The 21,176-nt window shown below is 63.2% G+C and carries 22 protein-coding genes and 1 pseudogene; 9 read left to right on the forward strand and 14 right to left on the reverse strand.

Annotated elements, in window-relative coordinates; genetic code table 11:
- Positions 1-30: 30 nt before the first annotated feature.
- From RIN61_RS21775 to RIN61_RS21790, 4 genes are all read right to left on the reverse strand, one after another.
- Complete coding sequence (locus RIN61_RS21775) at positions 31-1,131, reverse strand: chemotaxis protein (protein WP_112252268.1); 1,101 nt, start codon at positions 1,129-1,131, stop codon at positions 31-33.
- A gap of 104 nt (positions 1,132-1,235) precedes the next feature.
- On the reverse strand, positions 1,236-2,255 hold the full coding sequence (locus RIN61_RS21780) for a helix-turn-helix transcriptional regulator (RefSeq protein ID WP_112252283.1): 1,020 nt from the start codon (positions 2,253-2,255) through the stop codon (positions 1,236-1,238).
- 383 nt (positions 2,256-2,638) lie between these two features.
- The gene (locus RIN61_RS21785) at positions 2,639-2,833 is read right to left on the reverse strand and encodes a helix-turn-helix domain-containing protein (protein ID WP_243432442.1); all 195 of its coding nucleotides are present in this window, start codon (positions 2,831-2,833) and stop codon (positions 2,639-2,641) included.
- Positions 2,834-2,840: 7 nt separating this feature from the next.
- Positions 2,841-2,981 carry a type 1 glutamine amidotransferase family protein gene (locus RIN61_RS21790; RefSeq protein ID WP_243432443.1) on the reverse strand — a complete coding sequence of 47 codons (141 nt, stop codon included), beginning with the start codon at positions 2,979-2,981 and terminating at the stop codon, positions 2,841-2,843.
- Here RIN61_RS21790 and RIN61_RS21795 point away from each other — a divergent pair.
- Both RIN61_RS21795 and RIN61_RS21800 read left to right on the forward strand, forming a co-directional pair.
- Positions 2,978-3,262, forward strand: a pseudogene (locus tag RIN61_RS21795) (phosphohydrolase); the annotation flags it as partial. The gene RIN61_RS21790 and the pseudogene RIN61_RS21795 sit on opposite strands and share 4 nt — an antisense overlap.
- A 411-nt stretch (positions 3,263-3,673) precedes the next feature.
- Complete coding sequence (locus RIN61_RS21800) at positions 3,674-4,645, forward strand: IS110 family RNA-guided transposase (RefSeq protein ID WP_207880112.1); 972 nt, start codon at positions 3,674-3,676, stop codon at positions 4,643-4,645.
- A gap of 108 nt (positions 4,646-4,753) precedes the next feature.
- Here RIN61_RS21800 and RIN61_RS21805 read toward each other — a convergent pair whose 3' ends face one another.
- The 3 genes from RIN61_RS21805 to RIN61_RS21815 form a co-directional block, all read right to left on the reverse strand.
- Positions 4,754-5,686: a 5'-nucleotidase gene (locus tag RIN61_RS21805; RefSeq protein ID WP_112252267.1), complete on the reverse strand. Its 933-nt coding sequence runs from the start codon at positions 5,684-5,686 to the stop codon at positions 4,754-4,756.
- An 84-nt stretch (positions 5,687-5,770) separates the two neighbouring features.
- Positions 5,771-6,262, reverse strand: coding sequence for a DUF1543 domain-containing protein (locus RIN61_RS21810; protein WP_013972028.1), 492 nt, complete (start codon positions 6,260-6,262; stop codon positions 5,771-5,773).
- Between the two features lie 214 nt (positions 6,263-6,476).
- On the reverse strand, positions 6,477-7,391 hold the full coding sequence (locus RIN61_RS21815) for a LysR family transcriptional regulator (protein ID WP_112252266.1): 915 nt from the start codon (positions 7,389-7,391) through the stop codon (positions 6,477-6,479).
- A 94-nt stretch (positions 7,392-7,485) separates the two neighbouring features.
- Between RIN61_RS21815 and RIN61_RS21820 the strand changes: the two genes are divergently transcribed.
- Entirely contained in the window at positions 7,486-8,661 is a 1,176-nt protein-coding gene (locus RIN61_RS21820; RefSeq protein ID WP_112252265.1) for an MFS transporter, read from the forward strand.
- 152 nt (positions 8,662-8,813) lie between these two features.
- On the opposite strand, the gene RIN61_RS21825 is transcribed toward RIN61_RS21820, so the two are convergent.
- Positions 8,814-9,437: a glutathione S-transferase family protein gene (locus RIN61_RS21825; protein WP_112252264.1), complete on the reverse strand. Its 624-nt coding sequence runs from the start codon at positions 9,435-9,437 to the stop codon at positions 8,814-8,816.
- A gap of 197 nt (positions 9,438-9,634) precedes the next feature.
- Between RIN61_RS21825 and RIN61_RS21830 the strand changes: the two genes are divergently transcribed.
- From RIN61_RS21830 to RIN61_RS21840, 3 genes are all read left to right on the forward strand, one after another.
- A complete protein-coding gene (locus RIN61_RS21830) occupies positions 9,635-9,943 on the forward strand; it encodes a DUF3077 domain-containing protein (RefSeq protein ID WP_112252263.1) in 309 nt (102 codons plus the stop codon).
- Between the two features lie 79 nt (positions 9,944-10,022).
- On the forward strand, positions 10,023-10,745 hold the full coding sequence (locus RIN61_RS21835; RefSeq protein ID WP_313854037.1) for a hypothetical protein: 723 nt from the start codon (positions 10,023-10,025) through the stop codon (positions 10,743-10,745).
- A 122-nt stretch (positions 10,746-10,867) separates the two neighbouring features.
- Entirely contained in the window at positions 10,868-11,788 is a 921-nt protein-coding gene (locus RIN61_RS21840; protein WP_207879507.1) for a LysR family transcriptional regulator, read from the forward strand.
- Positions 11,789-12,261: 473 nt separating this feature from the next.
- Here the strand turns inward: RIN61_RS21840 and RIN61_RS21845 are convergent, their stop codons facing one another.
- Positions 12,262-13,566 carry an MFS transporter gene (locus RIN61_RS21845; RefSeq protein WP_013972035.1) on the reverse strand — a complete coding sequence of 435 codons (1,305 nt, stop codon included), beginning with the start codon at positions 13,564-13,566 and terminating at the stop codon, positions 12,262-12,264.
- A 266-nt stretch (positions 13,567-13,832) separates the two neighbouring features.
- Between RIN61_RS21845 and RIN61_RS21850 the strand changes: the two genes are divergently transcribed.
- From RIN61_RS21850 to RIN61_RS21860, 3 genes are read left to right on the forward strand one after another with little or no spacing between them, the layout of a single operon-like run.
- Positions 13,833-14,996, forward strand: a complete 1,164-nt coding sequence (locus tag RIN61_RS21850) for an iron-containing alcohol dehydrogenase (RefSeq protein ID WP_313854041.1) — start codon at positions 13,833-13,835, stop codon at positions 14,994-14,996.
- Between the two features lie 20 nt (positions 14,997-15,016).
- Positions 15,017-15,331, forward strand: coding sequence for an NIPSNAP family protein (locus tag RIN61_RS21855; protein ID WP_013972037.1), 315 nt, complete (start codon positions 15,017-15,019; stop codon positions 15,329-15,331).
- Positions 15,332-15,363: 32 nt separating this feature from the next.
- Positions 15,364-16,140, forward strand: coding sequence for an SDR family oxidoreductase (locus RIN61_RS21860; protein ID WP_207879511.1), 777 nt, complete (start codon positions 15,364-15,366; stop codon positions 16,138-16,140).
- Between the two features lie 156 nt (positions 16,141-16,296).
- Here the strand turns inward: RIN61_RS21860 and RIN61_RS21865 are convergent, their stop codons facing one another.
- The 5 genes from RIN61_RS21865 to RIN61_RS21885 all read right to left on the reverse strand — a co-directional run bounded on the left by RIN61_RS21865 (position 16,297) and on the right by RIN61_RS21885 (position 20,887).
- A complete protein-coding gene (locus RIN61_RS21865; protein ID WP_133971488.1) occupies positions 16,297-17,232 on the reverse strand; it encodes a cyclase family protein in 936 nt (311 codons plus the stop codon).
- A gap of 98 nt (positions 17,233-17,330) precedes the next feature.
- Entirely contained in the window at positions 17,331-17,873 is a 543-nt protein-coding gene (locus RIN61_RS21870; RefSeq protein WP_112252255.1) for a WYL domain-containing transcriptional regulator, read from the reverse strand.
- A 106-nt stretch (positions 17,874-17,979) separates the two neighbouring features.
- Positions 17,980-18,966 (reverse strand): zinc-binding dehydrogenase, encoded by a 987-nt coding sequence (locus tag RIN61_RS21875; RefSeq protein WP_252378937.1) that lies wholly within the window; start codon positions 18,964-18,966, stop codon positions 17,980-17,982.
- A gap of 113 nt (positions 18,967-19,079) precedes the next feature.
- A complete protein-coding gene (locus tag RIN61_RS21880; protein ID WP_112252253.1) occupies positions 19,080-19,877 on the reverse strand; it encodes an SDR family NAD(P)-dependent oxidoreductase in 798 nt (265 codons plus the stop codon).
- 113 nt (positions 19,878-19,990) lie between these two features.
- Positions 19,991-20,887, reverse strand: a complete 897-nt coding sequence (locus tag RIN61_RS21885; protein ID WP_112252252.1) for a LysR family transcriptional regulator — start codon at positions 20,885-20,887, stop codon at positions 19,991-19,993.
- Positions 20,888-21,176 lie beyond the last annotated feature (289 nt).

Raw genomic sequence — 21,176 nt, forward strand, 5'->3', positions numbered from 1 at the left:
AGGGGAAGGCGAGCCTTCCCCGGGACGGCATCAGGCTGCTTCGACCTTTTCTGCTTCAGTGCTGGCGCTGACCATCACTTTGTCGAGTTCGCTCTCGTTCAGGATCATCGAACCGTCGTTGTCCAGTTCCATGGTCGGAACGCCATCTTTGTCCTTGGCGACCTGACCGTTGACCTTCTTGAGCTTGAAGATCGGGGTGGTGATTACGTTCACCAGAATGGCCGCCAGGGCGTAGCCGTTTTCGATGGTGCGCACGATCGACTCGTTGTGCTTGGCCAGTTCCGCCTTGGCATCGACGTTGCGGCCTTTGAGGTCCTGCAGGAAGCTGTCGATGTCCTTCAGGCTGTCGAAATACTGATTGAACTGGGCGTAGATGGACATCAGCGAACGACGGATCTTGCGGGTGTAGTGTTCTGTTTCACCGAGCATTTCGGTGGCGCGGGCAAGCTTGCCGACTGCCGCTGTAACGTCCTGGTCGGCTTTGCGGGCGTTTTTCAGCGCTTCCTCGCCGTGGCTGTTGTAAGCCCAGCCAGCAATCGCCAGAACCGGGGCGGCCACTGCGGCGCCCAGAATTGCGGTACCGCCTGCCATGCCCAGGCCACCAGTAGCCAGAGAGCCGCCACCGATTGCCGCCAGGGTGGCGTTGGTAGCAGCAACACCAGCCAGCGACGAAATGGCGGTGCCGGTCGAAGCCGCACCCAGGGCCATTACCCCGCCATAGACGGCGAAGCCCGCCGCAGCGCCTGCAGTACCTGCACTTGCTACGGTACCCAGCACGCCAACAGCAGTGAAGCTGTAGCTGTCGACCTTCTGCAGGTTGTGCTTGGGAATGTTGACTTCCAGTTTGTGCTGGCGGCCAGCGTTCATCTGGTCCAGCAGTTTGTCGGCCAGTACCTTGAATTCAGCAAAGCTCTGGCCGATCTCCAGTTCCTTTTTCCCCAAAGCTTCGAGAGCGGAAGTTGTTTTGGTTTCCTGCTCGTCAAAGATTTCCTTCTTCGCCTCGTAGCGTTCTTGGGCGCCTTTGACAATTTCGTCGGCTTCCGAATGACGTTGGTATCCGTCGTAGCCTTTCTTGGCTCCGTAAGCAGCTGTAACCAGAGCGGCGGCGCCGAGGATTAGAGGAAGCGGCATGGCAATGTCCTTTTGGTGAATATCGATATCTGTCTAGGTTTGCTTTCGCGCTCACATTGAGCGGAGGCAGCGGAAAATCGGCACAACGTACTGCAGGGTTGAGGTCAGGCGGGGCAAGCTTCCAGGTAGAACGCTTGCATCGAGCGCAAACGCTGGCGGATCTCGTCGACCCAGACCTGTGGGGCATGTAGGCGGATGTTGTCGTTGAGCGCGAATATCCACCAAAGCGTCTCCCGGTCCAGTGGTACCGTGGCACGCAATCGCTTCCAGTCCTCTGAAGGCAGGTCTGTCAATTCCTGTTGGTGGCTGAGGGGCGTCTCGTGCAACAAGGTGGCGATCTGCGGATGAACATCGGCGATCAGTTCTACATGGGCGTCGGACTGGCGCAGGTTGAATACGCCGCTGGCGATGTAGTCATCGACATCGAAGCTGCTGTGCAACTCGGCAGCTTCGCCGAGCACTTCGATTTGCTGGATGCGATGCAATGCAAACTGGCGCAGGTCACTGTAGTCATCAACCGTCGCAACCAGGTAGCTGATGGCATGGCGCGATACCAGCCCGGCCGGATGCAGGCGAAATTGCTTGATGGCATCTTTGCTGCGGCTTCGATAGCTCACCTGCAATTGCCGACGCTCGAGCAAAGCGCTGGATACCTGTGCCCATACTTCAGGCAACACCGCAGCCGGGATCAAGGTTTTACCGTTGGGCAATGCACGAACGCGCCGCGCCCAATCGGCCAGGCTATTGGTGCCTACGCCATGCAGGTAGTTACGGGCGCGGCGGAACTGCGGGCCCAGTTGGTCCAGGACTGTTTGCGGCAACAAGGCATGCAGATGGTTTTCGGACAGGTAAAGCGCCAATGCCGTAGGTGCATCCATGTCTTGCAGTTGCAAGGGCGCGTTACGGGTGAAGCTCCAGCGAAAAGGCATCTCGCTGTCGTCGCACACAAGGGAGAAGGGGATGGACAACCGATTCAGGTCGCGTTGAATGGACCGCAGCGTGACCGAAAATCCGCGATCGCGAAGTTTCTCCAGCAACGTGGGGGTGGCAATGCGCTGCGGCTCTGTCGGGATAAGACGGAGCAAGGCAAACAGTCTGAGCAGCGTGTCCTTCGCTTGTGACATGAAAACGACCTTGTTCTGGATCACCGGCTGCCCGGCACGACTTCTAGCTGTGCGGATCGTACCGGTGAATGGTGGCCATATGCTAGTGGTAATGGCGGTTTAATGGCGCTTTTGCGCGCCAATTTTTATCGCCTTGGTATTGCGCGGGCTTTGCGGGCTCACTGCCGTTGCGCTTTTTCGCGTTTGAGCTCGCTGTACTCGCGATACCACTCGTATCCCTTCTTCACCACCACGGCAAAGCCGATGACTGCAAACAGGTCTCTCATATTCGTTTTCCTCCTGGCTTGGTGTGGGTAGCTTTTGCCAGGAGGACGACAACCTGTGTCGCTGGGGGGCTGATTGGCGTTGCACAACGCGTGAACGCCACGCTTATCAAGGTCTCCTCACCCCGACCGCCCAAACCGCTTGCGATACTCTGCCGGCGTAACCCCCACATGCTTCACGAACGCCCGCCGCAACGTATCCGGATTGGCAAACCCGCACAGCGCCGCCACCTGCTTCGGTGCCTCCCGCCCAGCCTCCAGCCGCGCCCGCGCGGCATTCACCCGTGCCAGCTCCACCCACGCCGCCGGGGTCATCCCCACATCACCCTGAAACACCCAAGGCCAGCGCCAGGTCCAGCCCGGCCGTTACCCCCGCAGCGGTACGCAGGTTGCCGTCATGCACCTGAATGGCATCGGCATCCACCTGCACCCGCGGGTAACGCTCGGCCAGCGGCTGCGCCACGGCACCCGCTGATCGCTCTGGTCACGGCGGGGGTGGAAACCGATGTGCTGGGGCTGCACCACGAAGGGCTCGGGATTGCCGCACGGGATGCCGTGGTCCAGGCGCACCCGCGTGGGGAGCGGTTCAAGGAGGCGATCATCCAGGCGTTTTACGACGGGATCCGGCACAAGCCGCAGACCACGTTTGGCAACGTGAAGGCGGATGTGATCGCGGACAAGGAGCCTGCATTCCGGCCGGGGAATTTCTGCAGTGTTATTCGGCAGTCCTGCTGGGCGAGCTGAGTAAAGCGGGCGCAGGATGGGAGCAGCTATCTTGCTCAAATTCTAAAAGTTGGCGCGAATCCCTGTAGAGCGGCCTTGTGTCGCGATGGGGCGCGAAGCGGCCCCAGGTTTTCAGCTTCGCAGCATAGATTGCCGGGGCCGCTGCGCGGCCCATCGCGACACAAGGCCGCTCCTTGTATCTCGACTTTCGCCTCACAAGAGGCGAAAGTTCTCGACTGATCATCGAGGGAGGGTCATGAAGCGGAGCCGCTCCAAGGGCATCGAGCCCGTATTGTAGATAACGCTCTGGCCCTCCAACCCCACTCGAACAGTTCGAACGGTATCTAGTGCCGCCCCCCGGCGTGAGCACGCATTCGCAAGGTTGAACCGAGTGCTGGGTGATCGAAACTTCGTTGTCTGAGGGAGAAGATCATGTCTGTTGTTGTTGGCGTCGATGTAGCCAAGCGATCTTTCGATATTGCAACTCCACTTCCCAATGGGAAAGTCCGTACCAAAGCCAAGCTGGCCAATAATCCGAGTGGTTTTGAGCAATTCGCAACCTGGCTTGAGCAACATGCCGAACCACGTGCCTGGGTTATCATGGAGGCCACTGGCACTTATCACGAAGCGCTTGCTGAGTGCTTTCATGCCAAGGGTTACCGGGTGTGTATTCTGAATCCCGCCGTGATTGCCAAGTTTGCCGGAGCGGACCTTCGACGCGTCAAAACTGATAAGGCTGATGCCAAGGTTATTGCTGCTTACGGCCAGCAGAAAAAAGATTTGCTTCGTCAGTGGAAGCCTGAGCCGCCAGCTCAGCGGCGCTTGCGGGCCTTGGTGCGGCGTCTGGACGACCTGAAAGAGATGCAGCAGATGGAGCAGAACCGTCTGGATGTGTCGCAGATCGCTGTCCAGGAATCGATCAGAGCTGTAATTGGGCACATCAGCGAAGAAATAGCGAAAACCCGTAAGGCTATTGAGCAGACGATCGATGACGATCCAGACCTGCGCCAGCGACGAGAACTGATTACGTCGATTGATGGCCTGGGAGACACCACGGCCGCGCTGATCCTTGCAGAACTGGGTGATCCGCTGAAGTACGAAAGCCCGTCAGCCATGGTTGCGTTTGCAGGCCTCAACCCGATGATCCATCAATCGGGAGAGAAGATTGGCCAATCGACCATTTCCCGTACAGGAGCCCCAAGATTGCGCGCCGGCTTGTGGATGCCAGGCACTGTCTCGATCAGATACAACCCGGTCGTGAAGGCACTGGCAGAGCGTTTGAGCAATCGGCGTAAAGCCTACAAGCAGATAGTCTGCGCTGCTATGCGTAAGCTTTTGCACCTGGTGTATGGCGTAGTGAAATCCGGCAAACCGTTTGACCCTCAAATCGCTCTTGCGGGGTGAGGGTCAAGACGGTATCTACAAGGGCCAGTGCTGGCTTGAAGAGATATCCAAGACAGTTGCTCCTACAGGCAATGAGGCAACCTGACGGGCAAGACAGAGCCCGGTCGCCTAGCGCTCGCGATTCGCCACCCCGAACGGCACATGCACCATCGGCAAGTCCCCCGCCGGCGACTGCAGGTGGCTGCGCTGGTCATCAAAGAACACATGCGGCTTCAATATCGACAGCACCCTGGGTTTTTCCATCCCGCCCAGAAAGAAACACTCGTCCGGCGATACGCCCCAGTCCTTCAACGTCGTCACCACCCGCTCATGCGAAGGGGCATTGCGCGCCGTCACGATGGCAATCCGCAAGATTCGCTTGTACGCCGGGTCTTCGGCCAGCTTGCGGTCCTCGAGCATGCGAATCAGCGAAAGCTTGCGGTACAGGTCCGCCAACGGGCCCGGCGAATGCGGTATGCCTTTGCGCGCACGCTCATGCTCCTGAAACTCGTTCAGGTTGTCGTCGCGCTTGTACACGCGCTCGGCCTCGTCATCGGCAATCACCCCGTCAAAGTCGAAGGCCACCCGCAGTTCGGTATCGATCTCGTCATCGTAGATGCGTGTCGGCAGCACCCGCCCGGCCGGGTAGTCGGCGTCGATGGCTTTCTGCACATCCTCCTCGTTGGCGCTGAGGAACAGCGAGGCATTGAACGCCGGGATGTACTCGTAGGGCGAGCGGCCCGACATGAACGCCGCGCGGGTGATGTCCAGCTGGTAGTGGCTGATCGAGCGAAACACCCGCAGGCCGGTTTCCGGCGAGTTGCGCGACAGCAGCACCACCTCCACCGGCAACTGCTCGGGGAAGGCCTGGTTGATGCTCAGGAAGCGGCGAATGAACGGGAACGCCACACCCTTGGGGAAGGGTTCGTCCAGGTTCTGCTGCTGGTGCTGCCGGTACGCCTCGACGCCCTGGGTCTGGTAGATGTCGTCCGAGACGGTGAGGTCGAACAGCGCGCTCGAAGCAACGCCGATGACCAGTTTCTGTTCGATGGGGTAGGGCATGAAGCAACTCCTGAGCATGAGCTGAAGGCAAGTGTACCCGTGCGCTGTGACGAAAGCCTTCGGTACCAGCACGCGCTATCGGCATCAGATGAGGATGTAGTCGCTACGCACCATCAGCGGCTCATGCGCCCCTTCGACCAGGTGCACGAACTGCCCTGCCACCTGGTCGATCGCCAGGCAATCGTCGACATCCAGCAAGGCATCGGTATGCGGCTTCAGCCAGTCCGCCTGCATGCGTTGCTTGCCCAGGGCCTTGGCCTCGGTCTTGCTGTGGGCGGTGACCAGCAGGTAGCGGTGGGCCTCGCCGAACACTTCGCGTTCATAACCACCGAGGTTGATGAAGTACAGGCGCAGCGCACCGGGGGCGGGGGCGTGCGGGCGCAGTTCGATGCGCTGGCCGTCGACACCATGCACTTCCAGCCACGAATCGATGTGCAAACCTTTCGGGCTGCCGAACCAGGCCTGGCGCAACTGCGGGTAGGCCTGTTCGAAGGTGTCGGCCAGGGCGAACACCACATCGTGGACTTCGATCTTGGCGCCGGGGTGGCGGCCTCCGAGCATGACGACGTAAAGCATGGGTGGTCCTTTGCGGGGCTAACGTAAGAATGCGGCATTGTACTGCCTGATTCGCGGATGCCGCTTTCATGGAACTGCACAGGACTCATTGAATTAGCAGGGCCCCTGTGGGAGCGGCTTTAGCCGCGAACACCGGCGCAGCCGGTGCCAGGCACTGTGTTGGATTCTTCGCGGCTAAAGCCGCTCCCACAGGGTCCGCGTACCGTTTGCGAATTCAGTTCTCTGCGCGACAGCTCCGGCCTGACAGTTGCTCCACCAGAAAATCCACGAACACCCGCACCCGCGCGGGCATCGCCGGGCCGCCGACGAACACCGCATGGATCGGCTCGCGATCACCGGGGTTGTACACCTCCAGCAACGGCACCAACTGCCCGCTGGCCAGGTCATCGGCCACGGTAAAGGTACCGATGCGCGCCACGCCGGCGCCGAGCCTGGCCAACTGCGCCAGAGCCTCGCCGCTGCTGCATTCGATATTGCCCGTCACCTTCAATGAAAACCCCTGCCCGTCGCGGCAGAACGGCCAGTCGGGCGCGGCGCGGCGGAAGTTGAAGCGCAGGCAGTTGTGCCGAGCCAGGTCCTCCGGCACAAGCGGCGTACCGCAGCGCGCCAGGTACTCAGGCGAAGCGACGATCACCTGGCCGGTTTCGCCAATGGCACGGGCGCTCAACGAACTGTCCGGCAGGTGGCCGAAGCGCAGTGCCACATCGGCCTGGCCGCCGAGAATGTCGGCCACTTCGTCACTGAGGGTAAGGTCGACCAGCACCTGCGGGTAGCGCGCACTGAATGCTGCCAGCAACGGCACCACGGTCAGGCGACCATGGCCCAGCGCTGCGCTGACCCGCAAGCGCCCGCGTGGCACGCCCTGGTCGGTGATGGCCTCTTCCACTTCGAGCAGGTCGGCCAGCACCCGCCGTGCACCGCGCAGGTACGCTTCACCCTCGGGCGTGAGGGTGATCGCCCGGGTGGTGCGCAGCAGCAGGCGGGTGCCCAGGCGCTGTTCGGTGCGCGCGAGGATGCGGCTTACCGCCGAAGGCGTCAGGCCCAGCGCCCGGGCGGCAGCGGACAGGCTGCCCTCCTGCGCCACCTTGGCGAATATTTCCATCTCCCCGGATCTTCCACTGAAGTCCATTTGTGCCTCTTCAGCAAAGGTGGTTCGCAAAAATGCAGTCTAGTGCGGCTCAGCTTCGGATCGTAGCATTTGCAGCACAGATAAGGAGCTTGCCATGCGTATCAATCCACCTCTTGTCGCACTCGCCATCGGTGCCTTCGGCATCGGTGTCACCGAGTTCGCCCCCATGGGCATGTTGCCCAGCATCGCCACCGACCTTGGCGTCTCCATCCCCGCAGCCGGGCTGTTGGTCAGTGCCTATGCGATCGGTGTGCTGATCGGTGCACCGTTGATGACCCTGGCCACGGTGAAGATCCCGCGGCGTTACCTGCTGATTGGGCTGATGGCCATCTTCACCCTCGGCAACCTGATGTCGGCCCTGGCCAGCGACTACGCCAGCCTGCTGGTCGCCCGCGTGGTCACCTCGCTGAACCACGGTGCGTTCTTCGGCATCGGCTCGATCGTCGCGGCCAGCGTGGTGCCGCCCGAGAAGCGCGCCGGGGCCGTGGCCGCCATGTTCATGGGGTTGACCCTGGCCACCATCGGCGGTGTGCCGCTGGCGACGTGGTTCGGTGAAATGCTGGGCTGGCGCACGGCATTCTGGGGCATCGCCGGGCTCGGCCTGGTGGCAATGACCACCCTCTGGTACGCACTGCCCAATGTGCCCTCGCCCAAGGGTGGCGGGGCCATGGCCGAAATCCGCGTGCTGGGCCGCGGGCCGGTGCTGGCGGCGTTGCTGCTGACCGTGGTGGGCTCCAGTGCGATGTTCACGGTATTCACCTACATCGCGCCGATCCTGCAGAGCGAGGCGGCAGCGTCAACCACCTTCGTCACGGCCATGCTGGTGTTGTTCGGTGTCGGCCTGACCCTGGGCAACGTGTGGGGTGGCAAGGCCGCCGACCGCTCGATCGACCGTACCCTGATGCTGTCGCTGGCCGTGCTGATTGCGGTATTGCTGGTGTTGCCACTGGTGATGGACTGGTCGCTGCCGACTGCGCTGGGGATCCTGGTGTGGGGCGTTGCCAGCTTTGCCCTGGTGCCACCGCTGCAGATGCGGGTGATGGAGGCGGCCAAGGATGCGCCCAACCTGGCGTCGGCAGTGAACATCGGGGCGTTCAACCTGGGTAACGCGATTGGTGCGGCACTGGGCGGGGCGGTGATCAATGCCGGGCTGGGGTATTCGGCGGTTTCCCTGGCGGGGGCGGCGATGGCGGCGGTTGGTTTGGTGATGGTATTGATGTTTGCCTGGCGTGGGCGGGCGGTAGTGTTGGGGGATCGGGCAGCGGTGTAATGGCTTGAGATCCTGGGGGCGCTTTGCGCCCCTTTCGCGACGCAAGGCCGCTCCCACAAGTCAAGCGAGCGCCATCCTGTGGGAGCGGCCTTGTGTCGCGATGGGCTGCAAGGCAGCCCCACAGTCCTGCCCCGGTCGTTAACCTGTTGCCATCACGGCGTACCGTTACGGCCATGCAGGTGATAGGCCGGGCGTTCGCTCAGTCGCTCGTAATAATCGCGCACTGCCGGCAGGTGCGGGTGCTCGAACGGCGTTTCGAACCAGCGGTTGACTGACAGGCCAATGGGGATGTCGGCCAGGGTGAACTGGCCGCCGGCCACGTAGGCACCGGTGTTTGCCAGCTGGCGGTCAAGAATGTGCATGTAGCGCGCCCAGTCCGCGCAGCCGGCGGCCAGGGCCTGTGGGTCCTGGTGGGCGGGCGAGTGCCTGACCAGCGACATGAACGCGTAGCTCCAGGACCGGTTGAGGTCTGAGGCCTGCCAGTCGATCCACTGGTCGATCCTGGCCCGCGCCTGCGCCTCGCCCGGGTAGAACGCGGTGGCGCCATAGCGCGTGGCCAGGTAGCGGATGATGCTGTTGGATTCCCACAGGGTGAAGTCGCCATCCTGGATCACCGGGATCATGGCGTTGGGGTTCAACGCAAGGAATTCGGCGCTGTCCGTGGGCTTGAAGCCTGCCCCCCAGTCTTCGCGCTCGAACGCGACCTCGAACTCTGCGCACGCCCACAGGACTTTTCGAACATTGATGGAGGAGGCTCTGCCCAGTATCCGTAGCATGGTGTTCATCCTTGTGGAGGGAGATTGATCGTCCGTCACTGTCGGTTGCCGGTCAAGAGCCTGAGTGGTGGCGGAGCATCCTCTTTGTAGGGTTCTTGTAGTCCATTTCCGAAAGTAAGCCTTTCCACCCCCAAGGTTATTGTGGCGGGGCAGGCAGGGCCCTAGTCTCGGCACGCTCGTAACCCCGAGGAATGGACATGGACAAAGACAAAGACACTTCGAAAGAAAACAGCAAACTCAATGTCGTGAGCGCAGCAAGCCGTTTTGGCAACGGCGGTACCGAACTGGTGCAGATGAACGCTCAGCTGACGATGCGCACCGCGTTGATGGAGGCCTCGAGCATCATGGGCTGCATTACCGAACTCACCCGCAAGGCCATCGACCGGCCCGGTGACCGAAAGGCGATGATGCAGGCCACGTACTACCTGGCAGGCATGGCCAAGGCATTGATCGATGGCCAGCTGCAACAGTTGCGCCAGGCGCGGGCAGGCGAGCAGGAGCCTTAGTCAGGCTTGCCTGGGGACCATGAACTTGGCACCCTTGGCCAGCTTGAATCGCCTGTATCACGACAGAAGGAAGTTCGCATTGAGCTGGGACAAGGTGGGGAAACTCCTCGTAGCCGTGCTGCTTGGCCTGGTGGTCCTGCTGGCCGCCTATGGGGTGCTCAGGGGCAACCCGCGCCTGGAGGCATCGCTGACCTATGCCTACCTCACCTATCCCAGCCAGTTCAGCGAGCGCATCAGCAAGGCCAGCGAACAGCTCAAGTACGAGCAGTTGCAGGGGCGTATCAACTCAATCAGCGAGGGCAGGCTGAGCCACGATCAGGTCGAGCGGCTGATCGAAACGGCCCAGGCGCCGTATGCCCAACTGTTCGCCAAGCCCTTCGAGGCCGGGCTGGTCGACCACCGCACCGGTCTGCTCATCGAGCTGCGCAACAGCGGTGATGCGCAGGTGCGCCAGGTAAAAATCCGCCTGCCGGCGAAGGGCCTGGTGCAGGTGCGTGATGCAGCTGGCAATGACACCATCCTGGAAACCTCCACCATGCAAGCGGATATCCCCGTCATCGAGCCAGGTGGTACATGCAAGGTATGGGTGTATTTCGACGCGGACTATTCGCAGATCCGCCAGGGCGGGGTCAGCATCAGTCACGCCGATGGCAATGCCGACATACAGGTGTCCCGCGAGGTCATCGGTTTCCCGGCCTGGGTAGCGCGCTACAGCCGCGAGCTGTTGGTACTGCTGGGCGTATTGGCGGCCAGCGTGCTGGGCCTGGGGTATGCCTGCCTGTCGCGTCGCAACCCACGCTGAATGCTCCTACAGGCAACGCGGGCATGTTTCTGGGGCAAAGGTCATTTGCCGCGAACTCAACAATCGCCCGTTGACTACCCTCTATAGTGCTCGGCATTACAAGACCATGCCGAGCCTGCCCGATGATTCCCTCCCTGGACTCCATTTTTTCCCGCCTGCGCCTGCGTCAGTTACGCCTGCTCATCGAACTGGACCGCTGCGGTTCCCTGCACAAGGCGGCAGAGGCCATGGCAATTTCCCAGCCCGGAGCCACCAAGGCCTTGCGCGAGGTGGAGGAGGTGCTGGGTGTGCCACTGTTCCAGCGTCTGCCCAGCGGCCTGGTGGCCAATGACGCAGGTCGTTGCGTGGTGCGATATGCGCGGTTGATCCACAGCGACCTGGGGCATTTGCGGGAAGAGGTGCTTGGCATCGTCCAGGGCCAGGGGGGACGGCTGGCGGTAGGCAGCATCATGGGGGCCATGCCGACCCTGGTCGGCGCCCTCGGGCGTTTGCGCAGCAAGCAGCCGCAACTGGCGGTGGAAATTGCCGAGAACACCAGTGCCAACCTGCTGGCCCAGCTCGATGAAGGTCGCCTGGACCTGGCCATCTGCCGGCCAGGGCTGGGCCGTAACGCGGCGGACTATGCCTTTGTCGAACTGGCCCACGAGCCGCTGGCGGTAGTCGCGCACCCGCAGCACCCGCTGGCCGGGGCGGCGGCGCTGGAAGTTGGCGACCTGAGCCAGTACCGCTGGGTTGTCTACCCGGCCAACATGCCCATGCGCCAGGCGCTGGAGCGTGAGTTGAGCGAGGCGGGGGTGGAGGTGCCACGCTATCCGCTGGAAACCTTCTCTACCTTCGCCACATTCATGTTGCTGGAAGACGACCCGGCACTGGTGGCGGTGATCCCCAGTGCGGTGGCGGCCTTTGCCGAGCAGCGCGGGTTGCTGGTGTCGCTGGCAGTGAAGCTGCGGGCACTGAGCGAGCCGTTCGGGATCGTGCACCGGGTAGCAGCGCCGCTGTCGCCGGCGGCGCGGTTGCTGGTGGAGGAGCTTACGGCCGGTTGAGCCCTGTTGCGGCCCCCTGTGGGAGCGGGTTTACCCGCGAAGAACACGACGCGGTGGATGGCACCGGCTGCGCCGGTGTTCGCGGCCACGGCCGCTCCCACAGGTACAGCGTAAGCCCGAAAGCCTGCGCCGTATCTGTGGGGGCGGGCATGCCCGCGAAGCAGGCGACGCGGTGGATGGCACCGGCTGCGCCGGTGTTCGCGGCTGAAGCCGCTCCCACAGGTACAGCGTGAGCCTGAAAGCCTGCGCCGTACCTGTGGGAGCGGGCATGCCCGCGAAGCAGGCGACGCGGTGGATGGCACCGGCTGCGCCGGTGTTCGCGGCCACGGCCGCTCCCACAGGTACAGCGTGAGCCCGAAGCCAGCGCTGTACCTGTGGGAGCGGGTTCACCCGCGAAGCAGGCGACGCGGTGGATGGCACCGGCTCTGCCGGTGTTCGCGGCCAAAGCCCCCAGGAATCTCGCAATCTCGATCTCAGAACTGCCGCTCGCGGTAATCGATCAAGCTGGAAAACACCGCAATCAACACCGCCGCTACCACGAAGAAAATCAGCGCGAAGAAGTAATCGCCGGTGAACTGCACGATCAGCCCGATCACGATCGGCACCAGCACTCCGGCCATGTTGCCGCAGAAGTTCATGGTGCCACCCAGCACGCCGGTGCGCGACGGCCCACCAATGATCGCCGGCAGGCACCAGTACATCCCGCACCAGCGGATGAAGAACATCGCCACGCACAGCAGGCTGATCACCGCGACGGTTTCGCCCACATAGGCTGCCGCCAGGATGCACAGCGCCGCCACCAGCGCCGAACCGCTGAACATGGTGCGCATCACCAGGTTCGGCGAGGCACCGCTGGCCCGCCAGCGGTCACCGATCCAGCCTCCGATCAACTCGCCGACAAACCCGCACATGAAGATCAGGAAGGTCGCCCCGCCCATGGCCGAGATGTTCAGGCCATGCGCCTTGTGCAGGTAGCTCGGCATCCAGGTCAGCAGGCCGTAGAACACCGCCAGGATGCAGCTGTAGCCGGCGAACATGGCAAAGATCGAACGGTCCTTGAGCAGTTCGCGCAGCGGCAGGCTGGCCTTGGCTGCCGCGGCATGGGCGCTGGCGTTGCCTTCGGTGATGTGGCGCAGTTCGGCCTCGTTCACCCCCGGGTGCTCGCTGGGGTGGTTGCGGATGTACTTCCACGCCAGGATGCCGGCCAGCACGGTGCCGACCCCGGCCACCACGAAGGCCAACCGCCACGAGCCCAGCCAGGCAATCAGCCCGGAAATCAGGATCGCCCCCAGGGCGCTGCCCAGCGGCGCACCGCCATCCACCAGCACCGCGCCACGGCCACGTTCGTTGGGCGTCAGCCAGGCGCCATTGAGCTTGGCCCCAGCGGGCATGATCGGCGATTCGGCTACACCCAGGCCGATGCGTGTCAGCAGCAGTACCAGCCAGTTGTGCGAGGCCGCACCCAGTGCCTGGAACAGGCCCCAGGCCACGGTCGCCGCGCCAATGATGCCGCGGGTGTGGAAGCGGTCCAGCAGCATGCCGCCAGGGATCTGCATCAAGGCATACGACCAGAAGAATGCACTGAGCATCAGCCCTTCCATGGCCGGCGTCAGGTTGAACTCGGGGGCAATCAGCGGCAGCGCTACCGACAGCGAGGCGCGGTCGATGTAGTTGATTGCGGTCAGCAGCAACAGGATCAGGAAGATGCGCCAGCGCACCGTGGTCATCGGGGCCGCAGCGGGCAGCGCCAGGTCGGCCGGGGAGGGGATGGTCTTCATCGCAGGAGCTCGTTGTTGTGATTATCGGGAGGCGTAGCAACTACGCAGGCCGATTGTTGGAGCGCTGCCAGCAGAGCGGGTAATGAAAAGAGCTGATCCGCCAATAACGCCAGCTTATTACCCAGCCAGGGGATAAGCAGCGGTTATTGGCGGATCAGCTCTTTTCATTATCTGCGGCCCTGGTCCGCGCTCTAGATTGCCCCGGCACGGCCCGCCAGCGTCACGGTGGGCACAACAAGAACAACGCAGTTGCCTGAGGACCCCTCATGAGCCAATTCCAGTTCCATTTCCCCACCATTGCCAAATGTGGCGCGGGCCTGGCCGACCAGGCCGGTGCGCTGCTCAAGCCGTACGTGGACGGCACCCTGCTTGTGGTCACCGACCAGGGCCTGATCGACGCAGGCATCCTGGCCGGTTTCTTCGCCTCGCTGGAGCAGGCGGGCATCGACTACCAGCTGTTCAGCGCCGTTGAAGCCAACCCCAGCACCGACGTGCTCGATGCTGCCGTGGCGCTGTTGAAAGAGCGCAACTGCACCGCCGTGATCGGCGTGGGCGGCGGCAGCAGCATCGACACCGCCAAGGGCGTGGCGGCGATGGCCACCAACCCTGGCAACATCCTCGACTATGAGGGCTACGACAAACTGACCCAGCCACCGCTGCCGATCTTCGCCATCCCGACCACCTCGGGTACTGGCAGCGAATGCACGGCGTCGACCGTGTTCACCAACAAGCGCACGCTGTTCAAGACGGTGATCGTCAGCCCGCGGCTGTTCCCGCGCCTGGCCATCCTCGACCCGGCACTGACCCTGAAGCTGCCTGCGGCCATCACCGCCGCCACCGGCATGGATGCCCTGACCCACGCCATCGAGTCGTATGTGTCGCGCCAGGCCAACCCGATCAGCCAGGCCATGGCCCTGCAAGCCATTCGGATGATTGCCGGCAGCCTGGAAAAAACCTACTTCGTCGGCACCGACATGGCGGCCCGCGAGCAGATGCTGCTGGGCTCGTTCCTGGCCGGGGTGGCGTTCTCGCAATCCAAGCTGGGCAACGTGCATGCCATTTCCCACACCTTCGGCGGGGTGTTCAACATCCCCCATGGCATCGCCAACGCCGCCCTGCTGCCTTACGTGATCAAGTTCAACCTGCCAGCCTGCCCGGAGCGCTTCCGCGACATCGCCATTGCCCTTGGCGCCGATGTGACCGGGCTCGGCGTGGAGCAGGCTGCAGCGCGCACGGTAGATGCGGTGGTGGCCCTGAACCAGGCCATCGGCATCCCCGCCACCATTCGTGAACTGGGTGTGGATCTGGAGTTCCTGCCGCAGATGGTCAGCGACTCGATGCGCAGCGGCAACGTGCTGGTCAACCCACGCCTGACCACTGCACGTGATGTCGAGCGCCTGATCACCGACGCCTACCACGGCAACCTCTGAACCTTAACGGAACCACGACCATGTTCTATGAAATGCGTACCTACACCCTGCACATCGGCAAGATGAAGCAATACCTGGAGCACTTCGAAAAGGAAGGCTTGCCGGTGATCTCGCGCTACGCCAAGCTGGTGGGCTGGTGGTACACCGAGATTGGCGAACTGAACCAGGTGGTGCACATCTGGGCCTACGAGAGCCTTGACGACCGCATCGAGCGCCGCGCGGCCCTGTACCGTGATGCGGACTGGCTGGAGCGCTTCATCCCCGTAGCTTTCCCGATGCTGGTGCGGATGGAATCGAAGCTGTTGATGCCTGCCGCGTTTTCGCCGATCCAGTGACCTGTAACTGCATTGCATCAAGGAGCAACCCAATGGATCTAGGCATTACCGGCCGCTGGGCCATCGTCTGCGCGGCCAGCCAGGGCCTGGGCAAAGGCTGCGCCGAGGCGCTGGGCAAAGAGGGCGTCAACCTGGTCATCAATGCCCGCACCCAGGCCACCCTGGAGCAGACTGCCGCCGAGTTGCGCGCGGCCTGCCCGGGCATCGAAGTGCGCACCGTGGCCGGTGATGTCGCTGACGCCGAAGTGCGCCAGGCGCTGCTGGCAGCCTGCCCGCAGGTGGATATCCTGGTCAACAATGCCGGCGGCCCGCCTCCGGGCGACTTCCGCGACTGGGGCCGCGAAGACTGGCTGAAGGCACTGGACGCCAACATGCTTACCCCCATCGAGCTGATCAAGGCGGTGGTCGATGGCATGGCCGAGCGCGGGTTCGGCCGAGTGGTGAACATCACCTCCGGCGCGGTGAAGGCGCCGATCGATATTCTTGGCTTGTCCAATGGTGCACGCAGTGGCCTGACCGGCTTCATCGCCGGCCTGGCCCGTCAGCAGCGCCTGGCGGGCAGCAACGTGACGCTGAATAACCTGCTGCCTGGGGCGTTCGACACGGCGCGCCTGCAGAAGACCTTGAAGGCGGCAGGTGGCGATGTGCAAGCAACCGCCCAGGCGCGGCGCAAGGCCATCCCGGCGGCGCGCTTTGGCAGTGCCGATGAGTTCGGTACTTACTGCGCGTTCTTGTGCAGTGCGCATGCCGGGTACATCACCGGGCAGAACCTGTTGATCGATGGTGGGGCGTTCCCCGGTACCTTCTGAATCGCCTGACTGAACTGTCATTCGAAAAAAAACGCAGCCCCCTGTGGGAGCGGGTTCACCCGCGAAGAAGGCGACACGGTGTATGGCACCAGCTTCGCCGGTGTTCGCGGGTAAACCCGCTTCCACAGGTACCATGTCATCCTTCAGGCGCGGCGATCAGTGAATCGCTACAGGGTTGATGTTCACCTGGGTCGAGCCCTTGTACAGCGGCTGGCCCAGCACGAACAGGAACTCGAACGCCTTGTCCTTCACCAGCGCGCGGGTGTCGATCAGCTCCAGGTTGTAGATGCCGCGCTTGGCCAGCATGAACTGGTTGACCGGGAATTCTTCGCCGGTCGGGTTCGGGTACACCTCCGACGCCCAGGTATCGCCACCAAAGGCGACAATGCCCTGGTCCGCCAGCCACTCGGCAGCCGGCAGGTCGATGCCCGGTTCGGTGGCGAGGAATTGCTGGTTGTCCTTGCCGATCAGTTCCAGCCAACCGGTGTTGAACAGCACCACGTCACCCTTGCGCAGGGTAATGCCTTCTTTCTTCAGCACAGCCTTGATGTCGTCGACGGTGAACGAGGTGCCACCGGGCACGATGGTCTTGCCGTAATGAGCGGTCATGTCCAGCACCACGCCGCGGGTGACCATGGGCGGTACCTTTTCCACACCCAGCTTGGTCACGCCTTCGACGGTGACGAAGTCGGCGGCCTTGTTGCCGTTGTAGTAGACGTTGTCGATACCGATGTGGCCGATGCCGTTGAGCTGGGTGCCGACGCCGGTCCAGCCGTTGACCAGTTCATCGTTGAAGCTGAACTTGTTACGGCCCAGGGTCTGGCCGGCCTGCTCGCCAGGCTGGATGTTGTACAGGTGGAAGCTGCGGTGGCGGAAGGCTGGCAGGTCTTTGCTCACCGGTACGGCCAGCGGGTAGGTCTTGCCGGTCTTGACCAGGCCGACCGCCTGCTTGACCACTTCGGGGGTGAGCAGGTTGGCGGCACCGATTTCATCCTGCTTGCCGTAGGGCGAGGTCTGCCAGTCGGCGGCCAGAGTGGCCTGGGCAGTGGTCGCCAGGGCGACGGCGAGCAGCAGGGGCTTGAAGCGTTTCATCGGGTACTCCTGATAGTGAGGCGTTGTCAGGAGCAGATTCTGCGCAAGGCCACCCATGGGAAAAAGCGGCCCGGGGGACAATGACTTTTGCTTGCCGGTCAACAACCTCCCTCGTGCAGCGCCAGGCTCTGGCGCAACTGCTCGAGCATGGCCTGGCGCAGTGCCTGCGGTGCCTGCACACGGATCGAGCCGGCCTGGGACAGCAGCCAGCCCATCAGCGCACGGTTGTCGTCGACGGTTGCGACCAAGGTGGCGCCGCCGTCCGCTAGCAGCGTCAGTTGCATATCTGCAGACAGTGGCGACGCATCCAGGCGCCGGGCCAGCGCATCATCGACCCAGGCGTGCAACTCGATGGGTTGCGGGGGTGTGAGCGCATCGGGCTGCAACTGCTGCACTTCGCCTGGGCCAAGGCCCGGTTGCCAATACCAGCCGTAGGGCATGCCTTTGCTGTTGCACTGCAGCGGGAACAGCGCTGCGAGTTCGATCAGGTCGCGCTCGACGGTGCGTTTGCTGGTGATATGGCCCACGGTTGCCAGGGCGGCCTGCAACTGGGTGGAACTCATCCCCGGGTGGCGGCCGGGCAGCAGCTTGAGCAGCTGCCACTGGCGAGCAATGGTGTGGCGGGTAGGGTTGCTGGGCAAAGGGCTCGTCCTTGAAGGCAGGCACGAAGCCTGCCTGGGTGGTGGCGTTTAGCTATTGCCCAGCATACCTTGTAGCAGAATGGGATCCAAGTTTCGCGCGCGGCGTTCAGCCGAGGCGCGTCACCCATTTGCCTGAGCCTTGGCCCTCTTTCAGCTGCCGTAGAGCCTGTGGCAGTGTCGAGAAGGCGAACTCGCGGCGCTGTGGCGTGATCAGGCTGCCATCGGCGACGGCCTGCAGCAGTCGTTCACCGACCACGCGCAGGGCTTGGCGATCTGCCAACCGGCCGTGGGCATGAATGCTGTTGAGCGCCACTTCATGCAGCGAGATCGCTGTGCTGAAGGCGGGCGTCGGCGCTGTTTCCTGGCGGTCCTGAATGCACACCAGGTGGCCGTTGTAGCCGAGCAGGTGGGCAAGGCTGCCTGCATGGGCACCGCTGACGGTGTCGAACAGGGCATGCAGCGGGCGCTCGCCCAAGGCGGCCTGCAGTTGGTTCTGCCAGTCAGCGTCGTGGTAATCGAACACCCCGCTCACTCCGAGGGCCTTGAGCGTGGCGTGGTGGCGTTGGCCGGCACTGGCCCATACGCGCAGGCCACGTTGCGCGGCCAGTTGCGCGAGGTAGAAGCCCACCGCGCCACCGGCGCCGATCACCAGCACGTCGCGGCTGGCACCCTCGGGTACTTTGGCCAGGGCCTGCCAGGCGGTCAGGGCGGGGCAGGGCACGGCGGCCGCGGCAGTGTCGCTGAGGGCGCTTGGGACATGCATCACCAGGCTTGCATCGAGCAGGCAGTGCTCGGCAAAACTGCCGTCACGCGCCAGCGATTGGTGGTAGGCAACGCGGCTGCCCAAAGGCATGTCGACGCCTGCGCCAACGGCGACTACCACGCCGGCGCCATCCACGCCCGGGACCGTGCCCTGCTGCCAGGCCGGGTGGCCCCACTCGCAGATCTTCCAGTCCACCGGGTTGAGGGCAATGGCGCGGTTGGCCACCAGCACCTCACCGTGGCCGGGTTTTGGCAGGGGTTTACGCAGCAGTTGCAGGCCGTCGAGGCCGGCGTTCGGGGTCCAGGCCCAGGCTTGATGATCGGTTGGCATGGTGCGGGTCCTTTCGAGACGGGTGTGGGCGGCAGGCTAGCGGGGATCGGGCGGGAGAAACAGGTGCGGTGAGGGCAAGGTGTCTTGATTTCAGGGCAAAAGTCTGGGGCTGCTCAGATAGCCAGGCTGTCGACCACGCCGCCATCGACCCGCAGCGCTGCCCCGGTAGTGGCGGAGGAGTAAGGGGAGGCGAGGTACACCGCCAGGTGGGCAACTTCGTCGACATCGGCGGCGCGCTGGATGATCGAGCTTGGCCGCGCAGTCCGCACGAAGTTGTCGGCTTCTTCACGAATGCTGCGCCCGGACGCCTCGGCTGCATCAGCCACCAGCGCGGCCACGCCGTCGGTCAGGGTCGGGCCAGGCAACACTGCGTTCACGGTTACCCCGGTGCCGGCCAGGCGCTTGGCCAGACCATGCGATACCGCCAGGTTGGCAGCCTTGGTCACGCCGTAGTTGATCATGTCGGCAGGGATGGCGATGCCCGATTCCGAGGAGATGAACAGGATCCGACCCCAACCTTTCTCGACCATGCCCGGGGCATAGTGGCGGGCCAGGCGCACGCCGCTCAGCACGTTGGTGTCGTAGAAGCGCGTCCACTCGCTGTCGGCCACATCGAAGAAGTCGACGTCGTCGTAGATACCCAGGTTGTTGACCAGTATGTCGGCCCGTGGGTGAGCGGCGAACAGGGTTTCGGCACCCGCGGCGGTGCCCAGGTCGGCGACCACACCGTGGACCTGCCCACTGCCACCTTGCTCGCGCAGTTCGGCCATGGCGGCATCCAGTGACTTCTGGCTGCGGCCGGCAATGACTACGTCAGCGTTGGCGCGGGCCAGGCCGCGGGCGATAGCCAGACCAATACCGCCGGTCGAGCCGCTGATGATGGCGGTGCGTCCGCCGAGGTCGATGTTCATGGAATGGCTCCTGTGGGTGAGTTGCATCGATGGGAGCCATCCTAGAGAACCACCGTCAGACTGTAAAAGACGGAGTTCGACTGAGTTCAGACCTGAGTTGGCTTATCAAGCCCTTACTCGGCCAATGCCAGCACCTGCTCGCGGAAAATGCCCACGATCGGTCGTAGGTCGACCTGGTGCCAGACCGCCCACAACTGCTCGCTGGGCTGGAACCAGTCCAGCTGGCGCAGCACCACGGTCGGCCCGGCGCTGGCCGACAGGCTGCTCTGCACCATTGCCAGGCCTAGCCCGGCCGATACCAGGCCGAGCACGCTCAGCGGGTCGGTAGCCTCCAGCGACAGGCGCGGGGTGAAGCCGGCATCGCCACAGCGGGCGATGAAATCGTCGCGCTTGTGGACCTGGTCTGGCTGGCCGCCGGTGATGATCCAGTCCTGTTCGTGCAGGTCGGCGGGGGCCAGTTCGGCCTTGCTGGCCAGTGGATGCGCGGCCGGGATGGCCAGCAGCAACGGGTCGTCCAGCACCGGCTGGCCGCGCAGGTCGGGGTCGTCCTTTGGCGGCCGGTCGCAAACCAGAGCAATGTCCAGGCTGCGCTGGCGCAGCCCCTCGAACTGTTCGTTGGAGGTCATGTTGTACAGCGCAATGTGAATGTTCGGGCGTTCGGCACGAATGGCCCGCACCGCGCCCGGCAGCACGCCGGCATGGATGGCGTGGTTGACGTAACCGATGCACAGCCCGCCTTCCTCGCCACGGCCCAGGCGCTTGCCCAGCGATTCCAGGCGCTCGGCATGCTTGAGCAGGCCACGCGCTTCGGCCAGGAAGGTGCGCCCGTCCCTGGTCAGGTACAGGCGCTGGTTGCGCCGTTCGAACAGCGCCAGGCCAAGGTTGTCCTCCAGCTGGGCGATCTGCCGGCTGAGGGGCGATTGGGAAATATGCAGCTGCTCGGCGGCTCGGCCGACGTTTTCGCATTCGGCGACGGCCACGAAGTAGCGCAGCTGACGTAGATCTTGCATGAGACCTCCAGGGACTTAACTATTAGCAATTATGACTTGGGCGGTCTCGATCTTGCCAGCCTGGGATGCGTTCACTTCGTCGGGTTGATGAACGTTGTAAAGCGGCCTTGTGTCGCGAAAAGGCTGCAAGGCAGCCCCAGGGGTTCAGCACAAATGCACAAATTGCTGGGGCTGCTTTGCAGCCCTTTCGCGACACAAGGCCGCTCCTACAAAAGCCGCGCAGGCCGGAACATTGTTTTAAAGTTGACCCGCTCGCAATAGCTTGAAGATAACCTTTGCCTTCAAATCA

Source organism: Pseudomonas inefficax (genome assembly GCF_032164165.1).
GTDB lineage: Bacteria > Pseudomonadota > Gammaproteobacteria > Pseudomonadales > Pseudomonadaceae > Aquipseudomonas > Aquipseudomonas inefficax.

What these genes read in the sequence shown, in the direction of transcription:
- RIN61_RS21775 (WP_112252268.1), bottom strand. Translation starts at nt 1,131, where the DNA reads ATGCCGCTTCCTCTAATCCTCGGCGCCGCCGCTCTGGTTACAGCTGCT.
- RIN61_RS21780 (WP_112252283.1), bottom strand. Translation starts at nt 2,255, where the DNA reads ATGTCACAAGCGAAGGACACGCTGCTCAGACTGTTTGCCTTGCTCCGT.
- RIN61_RS21785 (WP_243432442.1), bottom strand. Translation starts at nt 2,833, where the DNA reads ATGACCCCGGCGGCGTGGGTGGAGCTGGCACGGGTGAATGCCGCGCGG.
- RIN61_RS21800 (WP_207880112.1), top strand. Translation starts at nt 3,674, where the DNA reads ATGTCTGTTGTTGTTGGCGTCGATGTAGCCAAGCGATCTTTCGATATT.
- RIN61_RS21805 (WP_112252267.1), bottom strand. Translation starts at nt 5,686, where the DNA reads ATGCCCTACCCCATCGAACAGAAACTGGTCATCGGCGTTGCTTCGAGC.
- RIN61_RS21810 (WP_013972028.1), bottom strand. Translation starts at nt 6,262, where the DNA reads ATGCTTTACGTCGTCATGCTCGGAGGCCGCCACCCCGGCGCCAAGATC.
- RIN61_RS21815 (WP_112252266.1), bottom strand. Translation starts at nt 7,391, where the DNA reads ATGGACTTCAGTGGAAGATCCGGGGAGATGGAAATATTCGCCAAGGTG.
- RIN61_RS21820 (WP_112252265.1), top strand. Translation starts at nt 7,486, where the DNA reads ATGCGTATCAATCCACCTCTTGTCGCACTCGCCATCGGTGCCTTCGGC.
- RIN61_RS21825 (WP_112252264.1), bottom strand. Translation starts at nt 9,437, where the DNA reads ATGCTACGGATACTGGGCAGAGCCTCCTCCATCAATGTTCGAAAAGTC.
- RIN61_RS21830 (WP_112252263.1), top strand. Translation starts at nt 9,635, where the DNA reads ATGGACAAAGACAAAGACACTTCGAAAGAAAACAGCAAACTCAATGTC.
- RIN61_RS21840 (WP_207879507.1), top strand. Translation starts at nt 10,868, where the DNA reads ATGATTCCCTCCCTGGACTCCATTTTTTCCCGCCTGCGCCTGCGTCAG.
- RIN61_RS21845 (WP_013972035.1), bottom strand. Translation starts at nt 13,566, where the DNA reads ATGAAGACCATCCCCTCCCCGGCCGACCTGGCGCTGCCCGCTGCGGCC.
- RIN61_RS21850 (WP_313854041.1), top strand. Translation starts at nt 13,833, where the DNA reads ATGAGCCAATTCCAGTTCCATTTCCCCACCATTGCCAAATGTGGCGCG.
- RIN61_RS21855 (WP_013972037.1), top strand. Translation starts at nt 15,017, where the DNA reads ATGTTCTATGAAATGCGTACCTACACCCTGCACATCGGCAAGATGAAG.
- RIN61_RS21860 (WP_207879511.1), top strand. Translation starts at nt 15,364, where the DNA reads ATGGATCTAGGCATTACCGGCCGCTGGGCCATCGTCTGCGCGGCCAGC.
- RIN61_RS21865 (WP_133971488.1), bottom strand. Translation starts at nt 17,232, where the DNA reads ATGAAACGCTTCAAGCCCCTGCTGCTCGCCGTCGCCCTGGCGACCACT.
- RIN61_RS21875 (WP_252378937.1), bottom strand. Translation starts at nt 18,966, where the DNA reads ATGCCAACCGATCATCAAGCCTGGGCCTGGACCCCGAACGCCGGCCTC.
- RIN61_RS21880 (WP_112252253.1), bottom strand. Translation starts at nt 19,877, where the DNA reads ATGAACATCGACCTCGGCGGACGCACCGCCATCATCAGCGGCTCGACC.
- RIN61_RS21885 (WP_112252252.1), bottom strand. Translation starts at nt 20,887, where the DNA reads ATGCAAGATCTACGTCAGCTGCGCTACTTCGTGGCCGTCGCCGAATGC.